This window comes from Neisseria dentiae (assembly GCF_024580525.1).
Lineage (GTDB): Bacteria > Pseudomonadota > Gammaproteobacteria > Burkholderiales > Neisseriaceae > Neisseria > Neisseria dentiae_A.
The window spans coordinates 80280-103919 of sequence record NZ_JANIKQ010000009.1; the positions used below are offsets into that span (position 1 = coordinate 80280).

A 23640-nucleotide genomic window follows, 5' to 3' on the forward strand; every position below is an offset into this window, starting at 1 on the left:
GCGTAGGCGGGAATCCAGTCGTTTTTTTCGTAAGCTATTGAAATAAAATACTTGATGGTTTAAAGGCTGGATTCCCGCCTACGCGGGAATGACGGAATTTAAGCATTTCAGACGGCACTCAGGGTATTTTTGCAAAGGTCTCGGCCTGTGCGGCAGTTTTCAAGCGGCCCGATGGCATATTGCCGGCAAATGCAGTATGCTTTCACTGTTAAAAGCATTAAAGTTTATCTATCGCCACATTAAAACCTGTAAAGGAGCGCAACATGAACACCCGCCGCCTGCTTATCCCGCTGCTGCTTGCCGCGCCTTGTGCCGCATGGGCTTATGAAGCCGCCGAATATGTGCCCGTTAACCCCGCCGCAGAAGCCGAACCTGCGCCCGAAAACAACACTTGGGTCGACCGCCGGCACGGTGCGGTGAGAAGCCGTTTGAAATCTTGGGCGCACAGTATGGACGATTGGTTCGGCGAACCTGATCCCGACAACCCCGCCGATGCCAACCTGCGCGTGATGCTCGACACCGAGTGGAACAAATATGACAACTTTTCGGTGAAACCGCGCATACGCGGCCGGGTGAAACTGCCCGTGTTGCAGCAAAAATTAAACGTGGTGTTCGGCGACGATTCGCTGGATAACGAACCGCGCAACAACGCCCACCTCTACGAAGAAAACATCCACCCCGAAGGCAAAACCTTCGATAAAACCCAAAGCCGCGAAAGCAACTCGTCGCTGGCGCTGCGCTGGTCCGACGTGAGCAAACGCACCGGCATCGACACCGACGCCGACATCGGCATACGCTCCGGCGACGACATCTACCTGCGCCTCAAAGGCAGCAAAGACTGGCAGCTCGGCGGCGATTTCAGCACCCGCCTCGAACAAATCTACCGCTACGGCATCGACAGCAAACATTATGTGCGCACCAACTGGGAAGTGCGCCGTTTTCCCGAAGGCAACACCTTCACCGCCAACCAGCTCCACCTGCAATATACCCACGACGACGAGGAAGAATGGACTTGGGGCAACAGCCTCTACCGCCAGCACAACCTGCCCGGCCACAAACGGTTAACCTACGGCATTTACACGGGCGGCAACATCGAAGCCAAAAAAGCCAAACTCAACAGCTACGGCCCGTTTGCAGGCTGGCGCCAGCCCGTTTGGCGCGACTGGCTGTTTGTGCAAACCGAAGTCAATTATCTGAACAACCGCGAAGAAAACCGCAGCCACCACATCGGCACGCTGCTGCGGGTGGAGGCTTTGTTTTAACCCGCCCAAACAGCCCGGTTATGCCGGAAGGCAAAATTCATTCAGGCCGAGACCTTTGCAAGTTGTTTAGGCCGTCTGAAACGCCTAATTACCGTCATTAGCTTCGCAAGTCCGCTGCGCTCCCCCCGCGCAGGCGGGAATCCAGTCGTTTTTTTCATAAGTTATTGAAATAAAATACTTGATGGCTTTAAGACCGGATTCCCGCCTGCGCGGGAATGACGAGATGCAAACGTTTTTAGGTTTGACTTGGTTTTTTGCAAAGGTCTCAGGCCGTCTGAAATACTTAAATCCCGTCATACTCGGGCTTGACCCGAGTATCTGCTGTTTCTTTTTTTAACAAAAGATACTCGGGTCAAGCCCGAGTATGACGCAGATTTTTAAAGTGTTCATGAATTTAATTTTATAAAAGCCTCAGGCCGTCTGAAACGTTTCAGACGGCCTGAATAAATATTGAAAGATTGGAAAAGGCTAATTCAGATAAGGCATCGGATTGACTGCCTTGCCGTTAATCCGCACCTCGAAGTGCAGTTTCACGCGGTCGGCATCGGTGTCGCCCATCGTGCCGATAACCTGCCCCGCCTGCACGGTTTGGTCTTTCTGCACCGAAATGCTCTGGTTGTGGGCATAGGCCGTCAGCGTGCTGCTGTTGTGGCTGATTAAAATCAGCTTGCCGTAGCCGCGCAAACCTTCGCCGGCATACAGCACCTTGCCTGCCGCCGCCGATTTCACCGGCGTGCCGGCTTCGCCGCCGATGTCGATACCTTTGTTGGAGCCGCCGTTATAAGGCGCGATAACGTTGGCGCTGCCGTTGTCCACCGGCCATTGCAGGTTCAGGCGGTTGGTGGGGGCGACGGTGGTTTCCCTTGCAGAAACGTCGGCCGATGCGCGCGCCGAGGTTGAAGCAGAACCGGAGCCGCCTTTCGGGCGCACGCGCAACACTTGGCCGACTTCGATTTTGGTGGGGTCGCTCAAATTGTTCCAAGCGGCCAGCGTTTGCGCGCTTTGGCCGAAACGCAGGCCGATGCGGTAAAGGTTGTCTCCGCTTTGCACGCGGTAATGCCCTTCGGGAACGGGGCCGGTGGCGGTTGAAGAAGTGCCTGCGCAGGCTGCCAAAACCGACACGGCAGCGGCAAGCAGGAGGGTTTTCAATTTAGACGGATAAGCTGTTTGTGTATTCATGGGGCGTAAGGATAGCAAATTTCGGCGGCCGCCCGAATGCCCGCGCGGCCTTTTGTTTGAGGCTTTACTTGTTTTTACCGCGCGTATTTTACCCGTTTTCACATCAAAAATGCTTGAAAGCGCGCCTTTCAGGCTTTATTTTACCGAAAGCGGCACCCCGGCCGCGCCGCCGTTCTGCTTTTTGCGCGGCAACACAATAAATAACAAGGAGTTTGCACAATGCGATTTTTCGGTATCGGTTTTCTGGTGCTGTTGTTTTTGGAAATCATGTCTATCGTATGGGTGGCCGACTGGCTGGGCGGCGGCGCCACACTTGCGCTGATGGTGTTGAGCTTTATCGCAGGCGTGATGATGCTGCGCCACACCGGCATCTCGGGCGTGCTGCTGGCCGGTTCCGCCATGAAAAACGGCGGTGAAATTTCGCTCTACCAAATGCTGTGGCCCATCCGTTATGCGGTTGCGGCGCTGCTGCTGATGAGTCCCGGCTTCGTGTCGCTGGTTATCGCCCTGGTTCTGCTGCTGCCGATCAAAGGCAAGCCGATTGCCCAAATGAATACCATGGGCGGCACTTTCGGCAACGCCAACAACCCTTTCCGCCACGCCCCGGGCGGCGGCGACATCATCGAAGGCGAATACACCGTTACCACGCCGTCTGAAAAACAAAAACAGGATTACATCGAACACAAACCCGATTGATTGTTACGCCGCATTTGAAACAACATACACAGGCCGTCTGAAAACTTTTTCAGACGGCCTGCAACTTTTCAAAGACGCCAAGCCATACGGCGGCATCGGGTTATTTCAGACGGCCTCGGTTCAAAACCCGCCGGCTATGCTATACAATAGCCGCTCCATATCAGCTTTATCGGGGAATTCTATGAATAACGTCAAACAAGCACCCAGCAGCATCGCGCCGGATCTCGATAATTACCACAAATGGCTCGGCGGCTACATCGCCGGCTTAAACGACAATGATGCCCAAATCCTGCTCAACGCCCGCAAACTGGCCGAAGCGCATTACCCTGTCGACGCCCTTACCCCCAACGGCGAACCGCTGTTAAGCAACGTGCTGGGCGCGGCGCAGATGGTGGCCGATATGGATTTGCTGCCTGAAGCGATGGCCGCCACCATACTCACCGATATTTCTTCGTTCGCCGCCAACTGGCAGGAAACGGTTACCGAAAAATGTGGCGCCACCGTGTGCAGCCTGGTGAAGGGCATCGACGAAGTGCAGAAACTCACCCACTTCGCCCGCGTCGACAGCCTCGCCACGCCGGAAGAGCGCGCCCAACAGGCCGAAACCATGCGCAAAATGTTGCTGGCGATGGTGAGCGACATCCGCGTGGTGCTCATCAAACTTGCGCTGCGCACCCGCACCATGCAGTTTATCGGCACGCTGCCCGACAGCGAAGACAAACGCGCGCTGGCCAAAGAAACGCTGGATATTTTCGCCCCGCTCGCCAACCGCCTGGGCGTGTGGCAGCTCAAATGGCAGCTCGAAGATTTGGGCTTCCGCCACCAAAATCCCGAAAAATACAAAGAAATCGCCCGCCTGCTCGACGAAAAACGCACCGAGCGGCTCGAATATATCGAACACTTTCTGAAAACCCTGCGCACCGAGCTTGATAAATACCAAATCCACTACGACGTAGCCGGCCGCCCCAAGCACATTTATTCCATTTATAAAAAAATGGTGAAGAAAAAGCTCGGCTTCGACGGGCTTTACGATATCCGCGCCGTGCGCATTCTGGTGGACACCATCCCCGAGTGCTATACCACGCTCGGCATCGTCCACAGCTTATGGCAGCCCGTGCCCGGCGAGTTCGACGACTACATCGCCCAACCCAAAGGCAACGGCTACAAAAGCCTGCACACGGTGGTGGTCGGCCCCGAAGACAAAGGCGTGGAAGTGCAAATCCGCACCTTCGATATGCACCAGTTCAACGAATTCGGCGTGGCCGCCCACTGGCGCTATAAAGAAGGCGGCAGGGGCGACAGCGCCTACGAGCAGAAAATCGCCTGGCTGCGCCAACTGCTCGAATGGCGCGAAAACATGGCCGACAACGACCGCGAAGATTTGGCCGGTGCCTTCCGAACCGAGCTTTTCAACGATACCATCTATGTGCTCACGCCGCACGGCAAAGTGTTGTCGCTGCCCACCGGCTCCACCCCCATCGACTTTGCCTACGCCCTGCACAGCAGCGTCGGCGACCGCTGCCGCGGCGCCAAAGTCGACGGCCAGATCGTGCCGCTTTCCACCCCGCTCGAAAACGGCCAGCGCGTAGAAATCATCACCGCCAAAGAAGGCTCGCCCTCGGTGAACTGGCTTTACGAAGGCTGGGTGAAATCCAACAAAGCCATCAGCAAAATCCGCGCCTTCATCCGCCAGCAAAATGCCGACGCCGTACGCGAAAACGGCCGCAACCAGCTTGAAAAACAACTGGTTAAAGTGTCGCCCAAACCCAACCTGCAAGACTTGGCCGAAAAGCTGGGCTTTAAGAAAATCGACGACCTCTACACCGCCGTCGGCCAAGGCGAAGTGTCGCCGCGCGCCATTCAGAAAGCCTGCGGTACGCTGGTCGAGCCGCCCCCGCCGCCCCTGAACGAAACCACCATCGTCAAACAGTCGAAAATCAAAAAAGGCGGCAAAAACGGCGTGCTGATCGACGGTGAAGACGGCCTGATGACCACGCTGGCCAAATGCTGCAAACCCGCCCCGCCCGACGACATCGTCGGCTTCGTTACCCGCGAACGGGGTATTTCGGTGCACCGCAGCAACTGCCCTTCGTTCAAGCATCTGGCCGAACAGTCGCCCGACAAAGTGCTCACCGCCGCTTGGGCGCAGGCTCAGGAAGGGCAGGTTTTCGCCGTGGACGTGGAAATCCGCGCCCAAGACCGCAGCGGCCTGCTGCGCGACGTTTCCGACACGCTCGCCCGCCACAAACTCAACGTTACCGCCGTGCAAACCCAAAGCCGCGATTTGGAAGCGAGTATGCGTTTCACGCTGGAAGTGCGCCAAGTAGGCGACCTGCCGCGCGTGCTGGCCAGCCTGGCCGAGGTAAAAGGCGTGTTGAGCGTTACGCGGCTGTGATTTAAAGGCAACCGCCGTCTGAAATACCCAACCGCCGTCATACTCGGGTTAAGCCCGAGTATGACGAAACGGTTATTAAGCAAGTGGTTTTGCCATATTAAATGCAACAGGCCGTCTGAAAACTTTTTCAGACGGCCTGTTGCCAATCAAAATCCAAATGCCCTAACCCAGCGAAACCATTTCAATCTGATCCATGCTGCGCCCCAAAAAGCGCTCGCCTATGGTGCGGAAACGCAAGGGGATGTCGCTCACATAAAAGCGGTAGTCGGGTGCGGTATTACAGGTGTTGAGCAAGTCGGCCCCGGCCAGTGCTTTGGCGGCGGCTTCGGCGGTGGTTAGTGCGGAATCCACCAGCGTTACCCCCAGCGCTTCTTCTCGCAGCAACGGCTTTAACAGCGGATAGTGGGTGCAGCCCAACACCAGCGTGTCGATATCGTCGGCCAGCAGGGGTTTCAGATATTCGCGGGCGGTCAAACGGGTAACTTCGTGATCGAGCCAGCCCTCTTCCACCAGCGGCACCAGCAGCGGGCAGGCCTGCGACTGTACGCGCGCATCGGGGTTGCGGCTGTGGATGGCGCGGGCGTAGGCGTTGCTGTTAACGGTGGTGCTGGTGGCGATGATGCCGATGTGGCCGTTGCGGGTGGTTTGCAGCGCCGCTTCGGCTCCGGCGGTGATCACGTCGAGCACAGGCATATTGCCCGCCGCCGAACGCACTTTCTGCCCGGCAACGGCGGCAATGGTGTTGCAGGCAATCACCAATGCCTTCACCTCGTTTTGCAGCAGAAAATCAACGATTTGCGAAGTGAAGGTTTCAATGGTGGCGCGCGATTTCACGCCATAGGGCACGCGGGCGGTGTCGCCGAAATAAACGATGTTTTCCATCGGCAGCCGCTCCATCAGCGCGCGCACGTTGGTTAAGCCGCCCACGCCGGAATCGAATACCCCGATGGGGCGTTGTTTGGTGGTGTTGTTCATATTTGCGGTTTGGCCGTCTGAAAACTTTTTCAGACGGCCTTTCTGTGATTGATTTACGGTGTGCGATTGTACACCGTTTCCGCCCCCCGCCATACCCGCTTCGGTTGGCGCCGAAGGCCGCCGTAACGGCTTCTTAATCCAATTTATCGTTTTTTACGGTTTCCAAGCCATCTGAATTGACGGATAATTCGGCCTGATATTTTCATCAATACTGACCGCAAGCGAGAAACCGATATGGATTTGGCAACGATTACCCGTTTCCTGCCCGACGAAGATGCCACGCTGCAACTGGGCGAAAGCTGGGCCGCCACCGTTATGCCGCCCTTGGTGGTGTATCTGCAAGGCGATTTGGGCGCAGGCAAAACCACTTTCACCCGCGGCCTGCTGCGCGGCGCCGGTTATAAAGGTGCGGTAAAAAGCCCCACCTACACCATCGTCGAATCCTACCCCCTGCCCCGCTTCACCCTGCTGCACCATTTCGACCTCTACCGCTTCGCTTCACCCGAAGAATGGCAGGATGCGGGCTTGGACGACTTATTCGCCTCCAACTGCCTGTGCCTGATCGAATGGCCGCAACAGGGCGGAACTTTCGTGCCCGCCGCCGACCTTACGGTTATGCTCGAACACGACGGCACGGGCCGCAAATGCACGCTGACCGCACACACCGAAAAAGGCAAGAAAAGTTTAGAAACATGGTTAAATTAACACGCCGCCAAATCGTCCGCCGCGCTGCGGCGGGCTTATTGTTTACCCTTACCCCTATCGGCGCGCTCGCCAAAGCCGCCGCCCCGCAGTTCGTAGCCGTGCGCATCTGGCCCGCCAGCGCCTACACCCGCATCACGCTCGAATCTTCGCAATCCCTCAAATACAAACACTTCGCGCTCGACAACCCCGCCCGTTTGGTCGTCGACATCGAAGGCGCCACACTCAACAGCGTATTGCAGGGCATGGCCACCAAAGTGCAGCGCAACGACCCCTACATCCGCAGCATACGCGTCGGCCAAAACACCGCCACCACCGTGCGCGTGGTTATCGACCTCAAACAACCCGCCAACCCGCAGGTGTTCACTCTCGCCCCCGTGGCCAACTTCCGCCACCGCCTGGTGATGGATTTATACCCCTCCGCCGCCACCGCGCTGGCAGCCGAAGCCGACGACCCCCTGATGGCGCTCTTGAACGATTATTCGCAAGGTAAAATCCGCAGCGACGGCACCGGCAGCACCCCGCCCGTGCGCGAGCGGCAGCCCGTTATCATCGACGACACCCCGCCGCCTTCCACGCCTTCCTCCCCGCGCCGCCACGACCGCCGCCCCGTTATCGTGCTCGACCCCGGCCACGGCGGCGAAGACCCGGGCGCCATCGGCGGCAGCGGCCTGCGCGAAAAAGACGTGGTGCTTTCCATCGCCCGCGAAACCAAAAAACGCCTCGATGCCATGGGCTACCGCACCTACATGACCCGCAACGAAGACATCTTTATCCCGCTGGGCGTGCGCGTGGCCAAAGCCCGCCAGCTTAAGGCCGACGTGTTCGTGTCTATCCATGCCGACGCCTTCACCAGCCCCAGCGCACGCGGCACCGGCGTTTACGCACTCAGCACCAAAGGCGCCACCAGCGCCGCCGCCCGCTTTCTCGCCCAAACCCAAAACAGCGCCGACTTGATCGGCGGCGTGCAAAAAGTGGGCAACCGCCAAGTGGACAGCGCCCTGCTCGATATGACCCAAACCGCCACCATCAAAGACAGCATGGCGCTCGGCCGCAACGTGTTGGGCGAGTTGGGCAAACTCAACAAACTGCACAAAGGCCATGTCGATCAGGCCAACTTCGCCGTTTTGCGCGCGCCCGACATCCCTTCGATTCTGGTGGAAACCGCCTTTATCTCCAACCCCACCGAGGAGCGCCTGCTGGCCAGCTCTTCATTCCGCCAGAAAAGCGCGCAGGCCATCGCCGACGGCGTGAAAGCTTATTTGAACAAAGCCGTTTTGGCGCGCAGGTAGCAGCCTCTCTGCAAGACCTGATCAGGCCGTCTGAAAATATCCGCCGCCGTTACTCCTGTTTATACAGAGGCAGTACAGCGGCCTTGCCAAGCCAATAACGGCAAACAGGTATTTTCAGACGGCCTGAAACTTTATAAAACCCAAAAAAGCATCACAAAAAATTTATGTGCCGTCATTCCCCTCTGGTGGGCATGACGGCACATAAGCGTTTGCCGGGTATTGAAACGATTCTGAAAAAGCCTCAGTTGGGGCAGATTTCGCCAGCCTGCCGGAAAAACGGCACGGTTACAGCGCCCCCGCCACTTTCCACTTTCTTATTGCGCATCAAGCACAGCATATCGGCGGCAACGTGGGCGGCGGCGATGGCGGTGATTTCGGCGTTATCGTAGGCCGGTGAAACTTCCACCACGTCCATACCGACGATATTCAAATTGCCCAGCGCGCGGATAATGCCCAGCGCGGTGTGCGAATTGAGGCCGCCGGGAACGGGAGTGCCAGTGCCGGGGGCGAACGCGGGGTCGAGGCAGTCGATATCGAAGGTGATGTAAACGGGGTGGTTGCCGATGATGTCGTAAATGCGTTTGACGGTGGCTTCGATACCGTTTTCATTCACCCACGGCGCAAACAGCATATTCATGCCCATAAAGTCGCTGTTCCAAGTGCGGATGCCGACTTGTGCGGAAGTGTGCGGGTTGATCAGGCCGTCTTTAATGGCTTTGTAAAACATGGTGCCGTGGTTGAGCGATTCGGGCGCGTCGTCGGGCCAAGTGTCGCAATGGGCGTCGAAATGCAAGAGGCTCAAGGGCTTGCCGTATTTTTCGGCGTGCGCCTGCAATAATGGATAGGTGATGAAATGGTCGCCGCCGAAAGTGAGCATTTTGGCGTTGCTGTTGGTGATAATGTCGAGCGCGTGCTGTTTGATGGTTTCGCGTATCGTCCACGGTTGGTGGGCGTCGAACCAACAGTCGCCGTAATCGATAACGGCCAAATCGTCGAACGGGTCGAACCCCCACGGAAACAGGTTCAGTTCGGCCAGTTGCACGCTGGCGGCACGGATGGCGGCGGGACCCAAGCGTGCGCCGGGGCGGAAGGTGGTGGCCAGGTCGAGCGGCACGCCCGACACCACCACATCGACACCGGCCAAATCGCGGGTGTAGCGGCGGCGCATAAACGATAAGGCGCCGGCATAGGTGTTTTCGATGGTGGAACCTTGCAGCGTTTCGCGGCGGAACGCGCCGTCGCCGTAGATTTTTCCGTTCATGTTGTCTGCCCTCTTGCAAAAAATAAATATGTTCAGGCCGTCTGAAAAGAGAAAAAGGCTTTCAGACGGCCTGAAAACCCTTTTTTTGAATACACTGTCAATCGGCCTGTTTTTCCGCTTCCGCCGCCTTGCGCGCAGCCTTGCGCTCTTTGCGTTTGGCACGGATGCTGCGGATATGCTCGCGGAAAAAGCGTTGGCGTTGGCGTTTCTTCCACCAGAAATACAGCAGCACCACCGCGCCAATGCCGATTAAAACGAACAGCCCCGATTGGAACTGGTGCACTTTGTGCATCAGCCATTCGCGGTTCTCGGCTCCGTACGAGCCGAGATACACCCACACCGGCACCGAAATCAGCGCGGCCAGGCCGTCCATAATCAAAAAGCGCAGGTAAGAAACTTTGCGGCTGATGCCGGCGGTGATAAAAATCGGCGTGCGCAGGCCGGGCAGGAAGCGGGCGGCAAACAAAACGCGGTTGCCGTATTTATCGAATTTTTCCTGCACTTGCGCATAGCGTTTCGGCGTCATCACGCGGGCGATAAAGCGCACTTTCAAAATCTTATGGCCGAACACGCGGCCGGCGGCAAACATCAGGCCGTCGCCCACCAACACGCCGAGCATACCCACCGCCACCATAATATGCACGTTGGTATAGCCCAGGCCGGAAATCACGCCGCCGGCCACCAAAGTAACGTCTTCGGGTATCGGCACGCCGAAGCCGCACGCCAGCAGCACCAAAAACACCGCCGCGTAACCGTATTGGATAAAAAACGCTTCTAAAATCGCAAGCATAATGCTTGTGTTCCTTATTGGTTTGATTGTATGGAATCTGCTGTACTTATTTTTTAAAGTGGATTAGTTCATACCACCATTTCCCTGCTTTGCCGCTTTTTTTCAGACGGCCGCACCGCATTTCGGGCAACTGCGGTTTGAAAACAATCTTTCCAAATTTTTCCCGCAGGCCGTCTGAAAACAAGCCGTGCTTATTTCTTGGCTTTTGCCGCAGGCTCCGCCGCGCCCTGAATGGCGGCGGCAATGCGTTCCGCCCCTTTCTTGGCCTGATCGATCTGGCGGGCTTCCACCATCACGCGCACCACAGGCTCGGTGCCCGAAGCGCGCAACACCACGCGGCCTTTGCCTTCAAGCTCTTTTTCCACTTCGGCCAGCACATCTTTCGAAGCGCTCTGCCAATCCTGCCCTTTTTGAATGCGCACATTGATCATGGTTTGCGGAAACGCCTGCCAGTCGGAACACACGGTCATCAGGTCCTGCTTCAGAATGCGCAGCGCGGCCAACACTTGCAGGGCCGAAATGATGCCGTCGCCGGTGTTGTGTTTGTCCATGCACAGAATATGGCCGCTGGCTTCGCCGCCGATCAGCCAGCCGCGCTGGTGCAACTGCTCGAGCACATAGCGGTCGCCCACTTTGGCGCGGCAGAAGGCAACGCCCTGCTCTTTCAGGGCCAGCTCCATCGCCATATTGGTCATCACGGTGCCGACCACGCCGCCGATTTCCACGCCTTCGCGGGCGCGGGCTTTGGCAATCACGTAAATCAGGCTGTCGCCGTCGTAAACCTTGCCGTTTTTATCCACCATAATCAGGCGGTCGCCGTCGCCGTCGAGCGCAATGCCGTAGTCGGCTTCGTTTTGCAGCACCGCCGCCTGCAAGGCTTTCGGATGGGTGGCGCCGCATTTTTCGTTGATGTTGTAGCCGTCGGGTTCGTTGCCGATGGCCACCACTTTCGCACCCAGCTCGTGGAATACTTTGGGTGCAACGTCGTAACCCGCGCCGTTGGCGGTGTCCACCACCAGTTTCAGGCCGCGCAGATCGAGGTTGGCGGGGAAAGTGGATTTGCAGAATTCGATATAGCGGTCGTCGGCACCGTTCACGCGGCGGGCGCGGCCGAGTTTGTCGGAAGGCAGGGTTTTCATTTCTTCGTCGAGTTTGGCTTCGATTTCCAACTCGATTTCGTCGGAAAGTTTCACGCCGCCTTCGGCGAAAAATTTGATGCCGTTGTCGGAATAAACATTGTGCGATGCGGAAATCATCACGCCGGCCGACAGGCGCAGCGCGCGCGTGAGATAGGCCACGCCGGGCGTGGGCAGCGGGCCGGTTTGGATAACGTTGACGCCGGCGGCGGTAAAACCGGCCACCAATGCGGCTTCGAGCATATAGCCGGAAATACGGGTGTCTTTACCGATAATCACGGTAGGCTTGTGTTCGCTGTCGTGCTGAACCAGCACCTGGCCTGCGGCATAACCGAGCTTCAATACAAAATCGGGGGTAATCGGAAACTGACCCACTTCGCCGCGCACACCGTCGGTGCCAAAATATTTCTTTGCCATATAAAAAACCTCCGTTAAATTGAAGCTGCTATTGTAAAGCAGCCCTGCCGCGGTATCCAGCGGTTTACAAGGTTTTGCTGTTTGCAGGCCGTCTGAAACCGAATCGGCTATAATCGCGTTTTCTTCCAACCCACGGATTGCCCCATGTTTTCCGAAGCCGCCAAACACCTCACCACCGTGCGCGACATCCTGCGCTTTGCCGTAAGCCGTTTCAACGAAGCCGGGCTGCATTTCGGCCACGGCAGCGACAACGCCCACGACGAAGCCGCCTATCTGATACTGCACACCCTCAACCTGCCGTTAGACACGCTCGAACCCTATCTCGACGCCAAGCTGCTGAGTGCCGAAAAAGAAGAAGTGCTCGGCCTGATCGAGCGACGCGTAACCGAACGCATCCCCGTGGCCTACCTCACCCATCAGGCTTGGCAGGGCGAGTTTGATTTTTATGTCGACGAGCGCGTTATCGTGCCGCGTTCGTTTGTTTACGAGCTTTTAGGCGAACCGCTGCTGCCGTGGATAGAACACGAAGAGCTGGTGCACCGCGCGCTGGATTTGTGCACCGGCAGCGGCTGCCTGGCCATCCAAATGGCGCACCACTACCCCGCCGCCGAAATCGACGCGGTCGATTTAAGCCTTGATGCCTTGGAAGTGGCCGCCGTCAACATCGAAAGCTACGGCCTCGAAGAGCGCATCAACCTGATCCACACCGATTTGTTTGAAGGGTTGGAAGGCACATACGATTTAATCGTTTCCAACCCGCCTTATGTTGATGCCGAATCGGTGGCCGAACTGCCCGAAGAATACCTGCACGAGCCGGAACTGGCCCTGGGCAGCGGTTCGGACGGTCTCGACGCCACCCGCGAAATCATCTTGCAGGCCGCCAAATTCTTAAACCCCAAAGGTGTGCTGCTGGTTGAAATCGGCCATAACCGCGACGTGCTGGAAGCTGCTTATCCCGAACTGCCGTTCACTTGGTTGGAAACCAGCGGCGGCGACGGCTTCGTGTTCCTGCTCACGCGCGAACAGCTTTTGGGTGGAGAATAGTCCTCACCCAAATATCAAAAACATATGCAAAATATGCCCGGGCCGTCTGAATATTTCAGACGGCCTTTCGGTTTCCACAGCCAAATACCTTTGCCGCCAAACCTTATCGAAGCACGAAACCCTTGTTTTTCGTTATACCCGGCTCAAGTTTGGAGGCAACAGATGCTTTAAAAACCGCTGCGTTTTTTCGCAACACACCCTAACCCTCTGCCCGCTTGACCTTCACCATACGTCAAGGTTTATAGTTAAACCCTCACCCCACTTATCACGGAGAACATTATGAACACCATTACCCTCAACATCGGCGGCATGACCTGCGGCGGCTGCGTTAGCAGCGTTACCAAAGTTTTGGAAAACCTAAACGGCGTGGAAAAGGCCGAAGTGAGCTTGGAAAACGCCAATGCCGTGATTACTTTCGATGCCGGCAAAATCCAAACCGCCGCCTTAATCGAAGCGGTGGAAGACGCGGGCTTCGATGCCTCGCTGTAACACAGGCTGAAACGCCCCAACAGAAAGAAAACCCATGCAGCAGAAAGCCCGTTTCCAAATCGGCGGCATGACCTGCCAAGCCTGTGCCAGCCGCATCGAAAAAGTGTTGAACAAAAAAGATTTTGTTGAAGCGGCCTCGGTGAACTTCGCCAGCGAAGAAGCGCAGGTGGTGTTCGACGACAGCCGCACCGATGCCGCCGCGCTGGCGGAAATCATCGCCAAAGCAGGTTTTGAAGCGGTGGAAAAAACCGATGCTGCCGCCCCGATGCCGTCTGAAAACCATATCGGCTGGCGTTTGTGGCTGCTGCTGGCCATCAACGTGCCGTTTCTCATCGGCATGGCGGGCATGATGGCGGGCCGGCACGACTGGATGATGCCCGTTATGTGGCAGTTTGCGCTGGCCAGCGTAGTGCAGCTTTGGCTGGCCGCTCCGTTTTACAAAAGCGCATGGGCAAGCATCAAAGGCGGGCTGGCGAATATGGACGTGCTGGTTACCGTCGGCACGGTGGCGATTTACCTTTATTCAACCTATATGATGTTTGCCCACCGCGCGATGGGCCACGACGGCATGGCGCACGTTTATTTCGAGGCGGGCGTGATGGTGGTCGGTTTCGTGAGCCTGGGCAAATTTCTCGAACACCGCGCGAAAAAATCCAGCCTCAACAGCCTCGGCCTGCTGCTGAAACTCACGCCGCGCCAAGTGAACGTGGAACGCGGCGGCCAATGGCAGAGCCTGCCACTCGATCAGGTGCAAATCGGCGATTTAATCCGCGCCAGCCACGGCGAGCGCATCGCGGCCGACGGCATTGTCGAGAGCGGCAGCGGCTGGGCCGACGAAAGCCACCTGACCGGCGAATCGCAGCCCGAAGCGAAAACCGCCGGCAGCAAAGTGCTGGCCGGCGCCATGATTACCGACGGCAGCATCGTTTACCGCGCCCGCCAGCTCGGCAGCCAAACCCTGCTCGGCGACATGATGGCCGCCCTTTCCGAAGCGCAGGGCAGCAAAGCGCCGATTGCGCGGGTGGCCGACAAAGCGGCGGCGGTGTTCGTGCCCGCCGTGGTCGGCATCGCCGCGCTCACTTTTGTTTTGACTTGGCTCTTCAAAGGCGATTGGATACCCGCGCTGATGAACGCCGTGGCGGTGTTGGTGATTGCCTGCCCGTGCGCGCTCGGCCTCGCCACGCCCGCCGCGATTATGGTCGGCATGGGCAAGGCGGTGCGGCACAGCATTTGGTTTAAAGACGCCGCCGCCATGGAGGCCGCCGCCCATGTAAACGCAGTGGTGCTCGACAAAACCGGCACCCTCACCGAAGGCAAACCCGAAGTGGCGGCGGTGTATCTGAGGCCGTCTGCAAACACAGACGAAAACGAACTCTACCGCCTTGCCGCCGCCGTCGAACAAAACGCCGCCCACCCGCTCGCACGCGCCATCGTTCAGACGGCCTTGGCGCGCGGCATTGCCCTGCCCGAAGCCCGCAATGTGCAAACCGAAGCCGGTGCGGGCGTAAAAGCCGATATCGACGGCATCGGCGAAGTGAAAGTGGGCAAACCCGCCTATTGCAGCCTCACACTGCCCGAAAACCTTGATTCAGTATGGCAAATCGCCAGCATCGTCGCCGTGTCGGCAAACGGCCGCGCCCTCGGCGCCTTCGCGCTGGCCGACCGTCTCAAAAACGACAGCAAACAGGCGGTAGGCCGTCTGAAAGCGCACGGTATCGAAGTGTATATGATGAGCGGCGACAATCAGGGCGTGGCCGGCTACATCGCCGCGCAACTGGGCATAGACCGCGCTTTCGGCAACATGAGTCCGCGCGACAAAGCCGCCGAAGTGCAGAAGCTGAAAGCCGCAGGCAAAACCGTGGCGATGGCGGGCGACGGCATCAACGACGCCCCCGCACTCGCCGCCGCCGATGTCAGCTTCGCCATGAAGGGCGGAGCCGACGTGGCCGAACACACCGCCTCGGCCACCCTGATGCAGCACTCGGTCGACCAAATGGTCGATGCCCTGCTGATTTCGCGCGCCACCCTGAAAAACATCAAGCAAAACCTGTTTTTCGCCTTTTTCTACAACACATTGGGCATTCCGTTAGCCGCCTTGGGCTTTCTCAGCCCGGTGATTGCCGGCGCGGCCATGGCCTTAAGCTCGATTTCGGTGCTTGGCAATGCTTTGCGCCTGAAGCGGGTAAGGATTGATTAACGAGACCTTTGCCCCCATCTGCGGCGCATTTCTTCGTTGTGCGTTTATGCCCTTTCGCTCGCTTAGCCTTGTACTTGATATGTCTGCGCTCGCTGCGCTGCTGCGCCTTGAACTGCATCCACAGCCGGGGGTTTTGCAAAGGTCCCTAACATGAGTTCAGGCCGTCTGAAAACATCTTTCAGACGGCCTAAACCTAATAAAATCAACAACATCAATTAAAAAAATAAATAAATTCTAAGAAAACTATAAAAAATCTTATTTTAACTACGAAAAATCTTAGTTATAATCCCGCACAACCATCTCAATTCCCGTTTCAGACGGCCCCAACCGAGGAACCCCCATGCTGCTGGCGCTTTCATTACGCGACTTCGTGATTGTAGAAAAACTCAACCTCAACTTCCAAACCGGCTTCACCGTGCTCACCGGCGAAACCGGTGCGGGCAAATCCATCACGCTCGATGCGCTCGGCTTATTGTTGGGCGACAAAGCCGACTTCAGCCAAGTACGCACCGGCGCCCAAGAAGCCCAACTTTCCGCCCTGTTCGACATCGGCGGCCTGCCCGCATTGCAGGCGCAACTGTATGAACAGGGTTTGCTGGAAGCAGGCGGCGAAGAGCTGAGCGTACGCCGCATTATCGACGCCAAAGGCAAAAGCCGCAGCTTCATCAACAACCAGGCCGCCACGCTGGCGCAATTGAAAGCAATCGGCAGCCAGCTCATCGATATCCACGGTCAAAACGCACACCATTCGCTCAACCAAGAATCCGCCCAGCGGCAATTGCTTGATGCTTTCGCCGGCGCGCAAGAACAGACAGACTCGGTAAAAAATCTTTACCAAAACTGGAACGACGCCCGCAAAGCCCTCCACGAAGCGCAAAACCATGCCGAAAACATCGCCATCGAACGCGAACGGGTGGAATGGCAATATAACGAACTGAATCAGCTCGATTTGCGCCACGGAGAATGGGAAAGCCTCAACCAAAGCCACCACAGCCTCGCCCACGCCGCAGAACTGTTGCAGGCCGCCGAGCAGGTTTCGGAACACATCGACGGCGACAACGGTATGCAGCGCCAACTCTACCAATGCCAAAAACTCTTGGGCAGCCTGCAAAACATCGAACCGCGCTTTGCCGAAAGCCTCGAAATGCTCGCCGCCGTCGAAGCCGAATTGGGCGAAATCAGCTCCAATATGCGCGACGTAGCCAACCGCGTCGAAATCAACCCCGGCGAATTGGCCGAACAAGAACGGCGCATGGGCGAACTGATGGGCATGGCGCGCAAATACCGCGTCGAACCCGAAGAGCTGCCCGCCAAACTCGAAGAGCTGAACCGCACCCTGCAAAGCCTGCACGAAGCCGCCGACATCGCCGCCCTCGAAGCCGCCGTTGCGCGCACCGAGGCCGAATACACCGCCGCCGCGCAGAAACTGTCGGCCATGCGTCGTGAGGCCGCCGCCAAACTGGCCGCCGAAACCACCGGACACATGCAGCATTTATCAATGAAAGGCGCAACCTTCCACATCGAACTGCCGCCCTGCCCGCCCGCGCCGCACGGCTTGGAGCAAGTGCAGTACCAAGTGGCCGCCAACAAAGGCAGCCCCCTGCGCCCGCTCAACAAAGTGGCCTCCGGCGGCGAACTTGCCCGCATCAGCCTTTCCATCCAAGTGGTTACCAGCCGGTACACCCAAGTGCCGACGCTGATTTTCGACGAGGTGGATACCGGTATCGGCGGCGGCGTGGCCGAAACCGTAGGCCGCGCCCTGCGCGCGCTGGGCAAACGGCACCAAGTGCTGGCCGTTACCCACCTGCCGCAAGTGGCCGCCTGCGGCGAAAACCACTGGCAGGTGCACAAACACAGCGAAGGCGAGCAAACCGTTAGCGAAATCAAAGTATTGGATAACAGCGGCCGCATCGAAGAAATCGCCCGTATGCTCGGCGGCGAAGTGATTACCGGCACCACACGCAAACATGCCGAAGAAATGCTGGCTCTGGCGGCGGAATAATTGGCATCGGATAAGGCAGCCAGACCAACCGGAACCTTTGCGAAATCCGTTCCAACCCTGAAAATATTTATGCCCCGTCATACTTTACACCCGTCATACTCGGGCTTGGCCCGAGCATCTGCTATTTTTTGAACCGACAAGGTACTCTTGGCAAGCCCGAATATGATGCAGATGTTTGAAGATGCCGAAATCACTCGCAAAAATTTCAGGCCGTCTGAAAACCCATATTTCAGACGGCCTGAATTTTTATCCCGCATTTTAGGGCGTGCAGTCGGAAAGATGCTATCGGAACAGAAAAACGGCGCCTTGAAAATCAACAAGCAGAAAATCCTCAATTTCCGCCGGCATCCCCATGCAAGCCATGTGCGCCTATTTGCCGGTTTGCACCGCAGAAACCTTGATTTCCACTTTCCATTCCGGTTTGGCCAATTTAGCCTGCACGCAGGCGCGGGCGGGAGCGTGGCCGGGCGCAACCCAAGCATCCCAAGCTTCGTTCATCGCGTCGTAGTCGGCCAAATCCGGCAGAAAAATCGTAGCTTCCAAAATATGCTTCTTATCGGAACCACATTGCGCCAGCCAATTGTCGATCTGAGCCAGCACATCGCGGGTTTGCTCAGTTACGCCCACATCGGTTCGCTCGGGCACCATGCCCGCCAGAAAAACGAAACCGTTGGCCACGGTGGCTTCCGACAAGCGCGCTGTTTGGCCGAAATATTGCACAGTCATTTTGCTTCCTTTGCAGAGTGTGTTGAAAAAGCGTATGGTAGCACAGACGGCAGAAACACTTCCCCCGCACACGCGGTTTCGTGCCCAATATGGCAAAATATTTCACGGCAACCACCACATTTATTTTCAGACGGCCTGTTATGAGCAAAACCGATTACCCCGTTACCCCCGCCGTGCGTTTTCTGCGCACACACCAAATAAATTTCATACCGCAGCTTTACCCCTACGAAGAACATGGCGGTACCGCGCATTCTGCCGCCTGTTTGGGCGTGCCCGAGCATCGGGTTATTAAAACCATCGTTCTGCAAAACGAACAAAAGCAGGGGCTGATTGTGCTGATGCACGGCGACAAACAGATTTCCACCCGCAATCTGGCGCGCCAATTGGGCATGAAACACATCGAACCGGCCGACCCGAAACAGGCCAATAAATGGACGGGCTATCTAGTGGGCGGCACCAGCCCTTTCGGCACAAAAACCGCGCTGCCCGTGTATGTGGAGCGCAGCATTTTGGATCTGGAAACAATTTATATCAACGGCGGCAAACGCGGTTTTTTGGTAGCGGTGCCGAGTGCCGCCCTGAAAACGCTGGATCCGCAAAGTGTGGATGTAGCGGTTTGAGCCTGTTTTAAACTTCTTTTTTCAAAAACATCAGGCCGTCTGAAAGGTTTTCAGACGGCCTGATGTTTTTGTATTTTAAAACGGCGGTGCTTTTTTGGATTTTGTAACAGTCTCGGCCTGCCCATACCGTTTTGCGTTTTACGCAGCGGTTTGCAGATACTCGCTGCCGTCCGCTTTCAGCAGTTTGGGCGCCTCTCCTTTTTCAATCACGTTTTCGTTTACCACCACTTTTTTCACATCCTGCAAATCAGGCAGCATATACATGGTATCAAGCAAACAGCGTTCGACAATCGAGCGCAAACCTCGTGCACCCGTTTTACGCTCCATCGCCTGCTTGGCAATGCTGCGCAGAGCGGAAGGCAGCACTTCCAACTCAACGCCCTCCATCGCAAACAAAGCCTGATATTGCTTCACCAGCGCGTTTTTCGGCTCGGTGAGGATATTGATTAAAGCATCTTCGTCCAACTCGGCCAGCGTGGCAATCACAGGCAGGCGGCCGATTAATTCGGGAATCAGGCCGAATTTGATTAAATCTTCCGGTTCCACGGTTTCAAACAGGGCGGTGATGTCGGCGTTTTCATCTTTGCTGCTCACCACCGCACCGAAACCGATGCCGCCTTTTTCGGTGCGCTGGCGGATTACTTTCTCCAAACCGGCAAACGCGCCGCCGCAGATAAACAGGATATTGGTGGTATCGACATTGATAAATTCCTGATTCGGGTGCTTGCGCCCGCCTTGCGGCGGCACCGAAGCCACCGTGCCTTCAATCAGTTTCAACAGCGCCTGCTGCACGCCCTCGCCCGATACGTCGCGGGTAATCGAAGGGTTGTCGCTCTTGCGTGAAATTTTGTCGATTTCATCGATATACACAATGCCGCGCTGGGCTTTTTCCACATCGAAATCACATTTGCCCAAAAGCTTGGTAATAATCTGCTCCACATCTTCGCCCACATAACCCGCTTCGGTGAGCGTAGTGGCATCGGCCATCACAAACGGCACATCGAGTTTGCGCGCCAGCGATTGCGCCAGCAGGGTTTTGCCCGAACCGGTGGGGCCGATCAGCAGAATATTGCTTTTCGATAATTCCACTTTGTCGCTGCTTTTGGGATGGCGCAAACGTTTATAGTGGTTATACACCGCCACCGCCAGCGCTTTTTTCGCCTGTTCCTGCCCGATAACGTGGTCGTTGAGGTTGGCCACGATTTCGGCGGGCGTGGGCAGTTTGTCTTCCCCCGCACCCGCTTCCTGCATAAAATCATCGTTAGGGTTTTGCAGCATGATGCCGCAGGTTTCCACACATTCGTTGCAGATGTAGGCGTGTTCGCCTTCAATCAGGTTTTTTACTTCATGCTCGGGCTTGCCGCAAAACGAGCAATAACGTTTTTCGTCAGACATATTCTATTCTTCAACCATTAACTGTATGCGGAGCCGCCTGCCGGTGCAGACCGCCCCAAAACGGTTTAGTATAAATACTATCCGCCCGTTTATCAAACCGCGCCGCTTAATTTGCCTTTTAAACCGTTCAGACGGCCTTTTTTGCATAAAAAAATGCAACGGAAACGTAAAAAATGGCGCAAACTAATGAAAAATATACTTTATTTACTTTACAAGCATTCCCCGCTCCACGATAATCCGTCAATCATTTCAAAACAGCGCCGATTTGTCATAAACCCGCACCCCGCCGCCGATTGCGCCGCACATATTTTTCGGGCACGACCGCCGCTGTTTGCTTTCGAACCTTTCCACGAAACACATACGGAATCCTGCAAAATGAATTTCAGCAAAAAAATCGCCGCCGCCTGCCTGAGCATCGGTTTGGCCGCGTTTTCCCTGCCTGCCGCCGCCGATGATTTGGATGTGCTCGGCCAGTTTTTGGAACAAAACTTTCCGGTAGAAAGCGATCCGATAGGCGCGTTTGCCGCCATGAATGCCGCCGAACAGGTGGAAGCGCAAGCCGCTTATGCCGGCCCGCTGCTCGCTTCGCAGTCGGCACTGATCGTGAACAACAAAACCGGCGAAATTCTGTTTCAGAAAAACCCCAACCGCGTGATGCCCATCGCTTCGATTTCCAAACTGATGTCGGCAATGGTGGTGCTTGATGCCGACCAAAACATGAGCGAGCGCATCACCATCACCGAAGCCGAAATCGACCGTCTCAAAGGCACCGGCAGCCGCTTAACCGTGGGCACCACGCTGACGCGCGCCGAAATGCTGCACCTGAGCCTGATGAGCAGTGAAAACCGCGCCACCCACGCACTCGGCCGCAGCTATCCCGGCGGGATGGGCGCATTTGTGAGCGCCATGAACCGCAAAGCCCAAAGTCTCGGCATGACCAACACCCGTTTTTACGAGCCGACCGGCTTGGATTTCCGCAACGTTTCCACCGCCAACGATTTGAACAAACTGGTGCAGGCCGCCAGCAAATATCCGGTTATCCGCCGCGACAGCACTTCCAACTACCGCTCGGTTTACACCAACCGCGGCCAAACCAGCTATAAAAACAGTAATTCGCTGGTGCGCGAAGGCGGCTGGAATATCGAATTGCAGAAAACCGGCTATATCCGCGAAGCAGGCCGCTCGATGGTGGTGCGCGCCAATGTGCAAAACCAGCCGGTTACCATCGTTTTGCTGAATGCACCCTCCTCCCTCAGCCGCGTAAACGATGCGCGCAAAATCGAATCGTGGATGTTGCAGCGCCGCTCTTAAGCACAATGCAAATCTGCCCGCCAAACAAAGGCCGTCTGAAATATTTCAGACGGCCTTTGTGCGCATACCACAACAAAGCCTTTGTTTTATTTAAACAAAGCGTTTTTACTGCAACTTGCAATAAAATAACTATAGTTTTACTCTAATTTTAGGCAAAGCTAGAGTATAATGCCTAAACATCATACGCACACATTGATGCGTTGCACTGCCGGCCAACGGCAAACAACTGCTCAAGTTTATGCAACACATTGAACAACTAAGGAAATATATATGCAGCACAGCTTCGACCCTTTGGTTATCCGCGGCAAATCGCTGATTCCGATCGTACAGGGCGGCATGGGCGTAGGCGTATCCGCATCCAAATTATCCAGCGCCGTGGCTCGGGAAAACGGCTTGGGCACCATCGCCAGCGTGGACTTGCGCCACCTGCACGACGATCTGCTGGCCGAATCCAAAATCAATCCTTCCGAAGAAAAATACGCCAAGCTCAACCACATTGCGCTCGACCGTGAAATTCAAAAAGCCAAAGCAGATGCGCAAGGCAAAGGCATGATTGCCGTGAATGTGATGAAAGCGGTGAAAGACCACCAGCGTTTGGTGCGCCAAGCCTGCGAGTCGGGTGCCGATGCCATTGTGATGGGCGCCGGGCTGCCGCTCGACTTACCCGAAATGACCGAGGGCTACCACCAAAACGTTGCCCTGCTGCCGATTCTTTCCGAATCGCGCGGCATCAACATCGTGTTGAAACGCTGGATGAAAAAAGGCATTCTGCCCGATGCCATCGTTATCGAACACCCTGCCCACGCCGCCGGGCACTTGGGCGCGATGACGGTAGATGGTGTAAACGATGAAAAATTCGAGTTTAAGCGCGTGATCGAAGAAACGTTTGAAGTGTTTAAGAAACTCGGTTTGGAAAGCGAAAAAATCCCGTTGGTGCTGGCCGGCGGCATGGCTAATTTTGAAAAAATCACCACAGCGCTGAAAAGCTGGGGCGCTTCCGCCGTGCAAATCGGCACCGCTTTCGCCGTTACCGAAGAAGGCGACGCCCATCTGAACTTCAAACAAACGCTTGCGGGCGCGCCGATAGAGCAAGTGGTGGAATTTATGTCGGTGGCGGGCCTGCCTGCGCGCGGTGTGCGCACCAAATTTCTCGACAGCTACATCAAGCGTGAAGCCAAACTTCAGGCCAATGCCAAAGCCGACCCCCGCCGTTGCACGCAGGGTATCAATTGCTTGTCGGTATGCGGCTTGCGCGACGGCTTGGAAAAAGTAGGCCAGTTCTGCATCGACATCCAACTGGCCGCCGCTTGGCGCGGCGAAGTCGATAAGGGTTTGTTCTTCAGAGGCAAAGACCCGCTTCCTTTCGGCAATGCCATCAAAAGCGTGCGCGAAACCATTCAATATCTGTTGCAAGGCCACCCCGTACAGCAAGGTTAAGCCGTGTCAATACAGGCCGAGACCTTTGCAAAAATACCCTTAAGGCCGTCTGAAATGCTTAAATACCGTCATTCCCGCGTAGGCGGGAATCCAGATGGAAATATTGAAGCATTGATTAAAACAAATACTTGGATGCCAAGCGTCTGGATTCCCGCCTACGCGGGAATGACGGAGTTCAGATTTTTTAGATAGCAATTTGAATTTTGCAAAGGTCTCAGGCTGTTTGAAAATAAATTTGGCTCAAACACTATAAAGCTGCAAAATATTTTCAGACGGCCTGCGGTCTGCTCAAAGTCTCTTTAAGCTTAGTTTAA

General features: G+C 56.2%; 19 protein-coding genes. 12 read left to right on the plus strand and 7 right to left on the minus strand.

The annotated features are described in order from the left end of the window. The first annotated feature begins 263 nt into the window (after window positions 1-263). Window positions 264-1262 carry a hypothetical protein gene (locus NQ012_RS07090; protein WP_257066906.1) on the plus strand — a complete coding sequence of 333 codons (999 nt, stop codon included), beginning with the start codon at window positions 264-266 and terminating at the stop codon, window positions 1260-1262. A 468-nt stretch (window positions 1263-1730) separates the two neighbouring features. On the opposite strand, the gene NQ012_RS07095 is transcribed toward NQ012_RS07090, so the two are convergent. Next, complete coding sequence (locus NQ012_RS07095; protein ID WP_257066907.1) at window positions 1731-2441, minus strand: M23 family metallopeptidase; 711 nt, start codon at window positions 2439-2441, stop codon at window positions 1731-1733. A 219-nt stretch (window positions 2442-2660) separates the two neighbouring features. On the opposite strand from NQ012_RS07095, the gene NQ012_RS07100 reads away from it, so the two are divergent. Then, complete coding sequence (locus tag NQ012_RS07100; protein ID WP_257066908.1) at window positions 2661-3137, plus strand: FxsA family protein; 477 nt, start codon at window positions 2661-2663, stop codon at window positions 3135-3137. Window positions 3138-3318: 181 nt separating this feature from the next. Then, entirely contained in the window at window positions 3319-5532 is a 2214-nt protein-coding gene (locus NQ012_RS07105) for a RelA/SpoT family protein (RefSeq protein ID WP_257066909.1), read from the plus strand. Window positions 5533-5694: 162 nt separating this feature from the next. Here NQ012_RS07105 and murI read toward each other — a convergent pair whose 3' ends face one another. Further along, window positions 5695-6507 carry a glutamate racemase gene (gene murI, locus NQ012_RS07110; RefSeq protein WP_257066929.1) on the minus strand — a complete coding sequence of 271 codons (813 nt, stop codon included), beginning with the start codon at window positions 6505-6507 and terminating at the stop codon, window positions 5695-5697. Between the two features lie 234 nt (window positions 6508-6741). Here murI and tsaE point away from each other — a divergent pair, with 234 nt between their 5' ends. Both tsaE and NQ012_RS07120 read left to right on the plus strand, forming a co-directional pair. Continuing rightward, window positions 6742-7212 (plus strand): tRNA (adenosine(37)-N6)-threonylcarbamoyltransferase complex ATPase subunit type 1 TsaE, encoded by a 471-nt coding sequence (gene tsaE / locus NQ012_RS07115; RefSeq protein WP_085365756.1) that lies wholly within the window; start codon window positions 6742-6744, stop codon window positions 7210-7212. Further along, window positions 7200-8501, plus strand: coding sequence for an N-acetylmuramoyl-L-alanine amidase (locus tag NQ012_RS07120; RefSeq protein ID WP_257066910.1), 1302 nt, complete (start codon window positions 7200-7202; stop codon window positions 8499-8501). Before tsaE ends, NQ012_RS07120 begins: the two co-directional genes overlap by 13 nt. Window positions 8502-8742: 241 nt before the next feature. On the opposite strand, the gene speB is transcribed toward NQ012_RS07120, so the two are convergent. From speB to glmM, 3 genes are all read right to left on the minus strand, one after another. Further along, window positions 8743-9762 carry an agmatinase gene (gene speB, locus NQ012_RS07125; RefSeq protein WP_257066911.1) on the minus strand — a complete coding sequence of 340 codons (1020 nt, stop codon included), beginning with the start codon at window positions 9760-9762 and terminating at the stop codon, window positions 8743-8745. Between the two features lie 97 nt (window positions 9763-9859). Continuing rightward, a complete protein-coding gene (locus tag NQ012_RS07130) occupies window positions 9860-10552 on the minus strand; it encodes a DedA family protein (RefSeq protein ID WP_257066912.1) in 693 nt (230 codons plus the stop codon). A gap of 191 nt (window positions 10553-10743) precedes the next feature. Next, a complete protein-coding gene (gene glmM / locus NQ012_RS07135) occupies window positions 10744-12105 on the minus strand; it encodes a phosphoglucosamine mutase (RefSeq protein ID WP_257066913.1) in 1362 nt (453 codons plus the stop codon). 144 nt (window positions 12106-12249) lie between these two features. Between glmM and prmB the strand changes: the two genes are divergently transcribed. The 4 genes from prmB to recN all read left to right on the plus strand — a co-directional run bounded on the left by prmB (window position 12250) and on the right by recN (window position 17837). After that, on the plus strand, window positions 12250-13149 hold the full coding sequence (gene prmB, locus NQ012_RS07140) for a 50S ribosomal protein L3 N(5)-glutamine methyltransferase (RefSeq protein WP_257066914.1): 900 nt from the start codon (window positions 12250-12252) through the stop codon (window positions 13147-13149). A 279-nt stretch (window positions 13150-13428) separates the two neighbouring features. Further along, entirely contained in the window at window positions 13429-13638 is a 210-nt protein-coding gene (locus NQ012_RS07145; RefSeq protein WP_257066915.1) for a heavy-metal-associated domain-containing protein, read from the plus strand. A 34-nt stretch (window positions 13639-13672) separates the two neighbouring features. Then, window positions 13673-15835, plus strand: coding sequence for a heavy metal translocating P-type ATPase (locus tag NQ012_RS07150; RefSeq protein ID WP_257066916.1), 2163 nt, complete (start codon window positions 13673-13675; stop codon window positions 15833-15835). 340 nt (window positions 15836-16175) lie between these two features. Next, window positions 16176-17837 (plus strand): DNA repair protein RecN, encoded by a 1662-nt coding sequence (gene recN, locus NQ012_RS07155; RefSeq protein ID WP_257066917.1) that lies wholly within the window; start codon window positions 16176-16178, stop codon window positions 17835-17837. A gap of 369 nt (window positions 17838-18206) precedes the next feature. On the opposite strand, the gene NQ012_RS07160 is transcribed toward recN, so the two are convergent. After that, entirely contained in the window at window positions 18207-18563 is a 357-nt protein-coding gene (locus tag NQ012_RS07160) for a RidA family protein (RefSeq protein ID WP_257066918.1), read from the minus strand. A 140-nt stretch (window positions 18564-18703) separates the two neighbouring features. Here NQ012_RS07160 and ybaK point away from each other — a divergent pair, with 140 nt between their 5' ends. After that, on the plus strand, window positions 18704-19183 hold the full coding sequence (ybaK, locus tag NQ012_RS07165; RefSeq protein WP_257066919.1) for a Cys-tRNA(Pro) deacylase: 480 nt from the start codon (window positions 18704-18706) through the stop codon (window positions 19181-19183). 138 nt (window positions 19184-19321) lie between these two features. Here ybaK and clpX read toward each other — a convergent pair whose 3' ends face one another. Beyond that, window positions 19322-20578: an ATP-dependent Clp protease ATP-binding subunit ClpX gene (gene clpX / locus NQ012_RS07170; protein WP_257066921.1), complete on the minus strand. Its 1257-nt coding sequence runs from the start codon at window positions 20576-20578 to the stop codon at window positions 19322-19324. Between the two features lie 375 nt (window positions 20579-20953). On the opposite strand from clpX, the gene NQ012_RS07175 reads away from it, so the two are divergent. Both NQ012_RS07175 and NQ012_RS07180 read left to right on the plus strand, forming a co-directional pair. Continuing rightward, entirely contained in the window at window positions 20954-21889 is a 936-nt protein-coding gene (locus NQ012_RS07175; protein WP_257066922.1) for a serine hydrolase, read from the plus strand. Window positions 21890-22159: 270 nt separating this feature from the next. Next, window positions 22160-23326 (plus strand): NAD(P)H-dependent flavin oxidoreductase, encoded by a 1167-nt coding sequence (locus NQ012_RS07180; RefSeq protein ID WP_257066923.1) that lies wholly within the window; start codon window positions 22160-22162, stop codon window positions 23324-23326. Window positions 23327-23640: the final 314 nt, after the last annotated feature.

What these genes read in the sequence shown, in the direction of transcription:
- NQ012_RS07175 (WP_257066922.1), top strand. Translation starts at nt 20,954, where the DNA reads ATGAATTTCAGCAAAAAAATCGCCGCCGCCTGCCTGAGCATCGGTTTG.
- NQ012_RS07145 (WP_257066915.1), top strand. Translation starts at nt 13,429, where the DNA reads ATGAACACCATTACCCTCAACATCGGCGGCATGACCTGCGGCGGCTGC.
- NQ012_RS07105 (WP_257066909.1), top strand. Translation starts at nt 3,319, where the DNA reads ATGAATAACGTCAAACAAGCACCCAGCAGCATCGCGCCGGATCTCGAT.
- glmM (WP_257066913.1), bottom strand. Translation starts at nt 12,105, where the DNA reads ATGGCAAAGAAATATTTTGGCACCGACGGTGTGCGCGGCGAAGTGGGT.
- NQ012_RS07090 (WP_257066906.1), top strand. Translation starts at nt 264, where the DNA reads ATGAACACCCGCCGCCTGCTTATCCCGCTGCTGCTTGCCGCGCCTTGT.
- speB (WP_257066911.1), bottom strand. Translation starts at nt 9,762, where the DNA reads ATGAACGGAAAAATCTACGGCGACGGCGCGTTCCGCCGCGAAACGCTG.
- prmB (WP_257066914.1), top strand. Translation starts at nt 12,250, where the DNA reads ATGTTTTCCGAAGCCGCCAAACACCTCACCACCGTGCGCGACATCCTG.
- NQ012_RS07130 (WP_257066912.1), bottom strand. Translation starts at nt 10,552, where the DNA reads ATGCTTGCGATTTTAGAAGCGTTTTTTATCCAATACGGTTACGCGGCG.
- recN (WP_257066917.1), top strand. Translation starts at nt 16,176, where the DNA reads ATGCTGCTGGCGCTTTCATTACGCGACTTCGTGATTGTAGAAAAACTC.
- ybaK (WP_257066919.1), top strand. Translation starts at nt 18,704, where the DNA reads ATGAGCAAAACCGATTACCCCGTTACCCCCGCCGTGCGTTTTCTGCGC.
- NQ012_RS07100 (WP_257066908.1), top strand. Translation starts at nt 2,661, where the DNA reads ATGCGATTTTTCGGTATCGGTTTTCTGGTGCTGTTGTTTTTGGAAATC.
- NQ012_RS07160 (WP_257066918.1), bottom strand. Translation starts at nt 18,563, where the DNA reads ATGACTGTGCAATATTTCGGCCAAACAGCGCGCTTGTCGGAAGCCACC.
- NQ012_RS07120 (WP_257066910.1), top strand. Translation starts at nt 7,200, where the DNA reads ATGGTTAAATTAACACGCCGCCAAATCGTCCGCCGCGCTGCGGCGGGC.
- murI (WP_257066929.1), bottom strand. Translation starts at nt 6,507, where the DNA reads ATGAACAACACCACCAAACAACGCCCCATCGGGGTATTCGATTCCGGC.
- NQ012_RS07150 (WP_257066916.1), top strand. Translation starts at nt 13,673, where the DNA reads ATGCAGCAGAAAGCCCGTTTCCAAATCGGCGGCATGACCTGCCAAGCC.
- tsaE (WP_085365756.1), top strand. Translation starts at nt 6,742, where the DNA reads ATGGATTTGGCAACGATTACCCGTTTCCTGCCCGACGAAGATGCCACG.
- NQ012_RS07095 (WP_257066907.1), bottom strand. Translation starts at nt 2,441, where the DNA reads ATGAATACACAAACAGCTTATCCGTCTAAATTGAAAACCCTCCTGCTT.
- clpX (WP_257066921.1), bottom strand. Translation starts at nt 20,578, where the DNA reads ATGTCTGACGAAAAACGTTATTGCTCGTTTTGCGGCAAGCCCGAGCAT.
- NQ012_RS07180 (WP_257066923.1), top strand. Translation starts at nt 22,160, where the DNA reads ATGCAGCACAGCTTCGACCCTTTGGTTATCCGCGGCAAATCGCTGATT.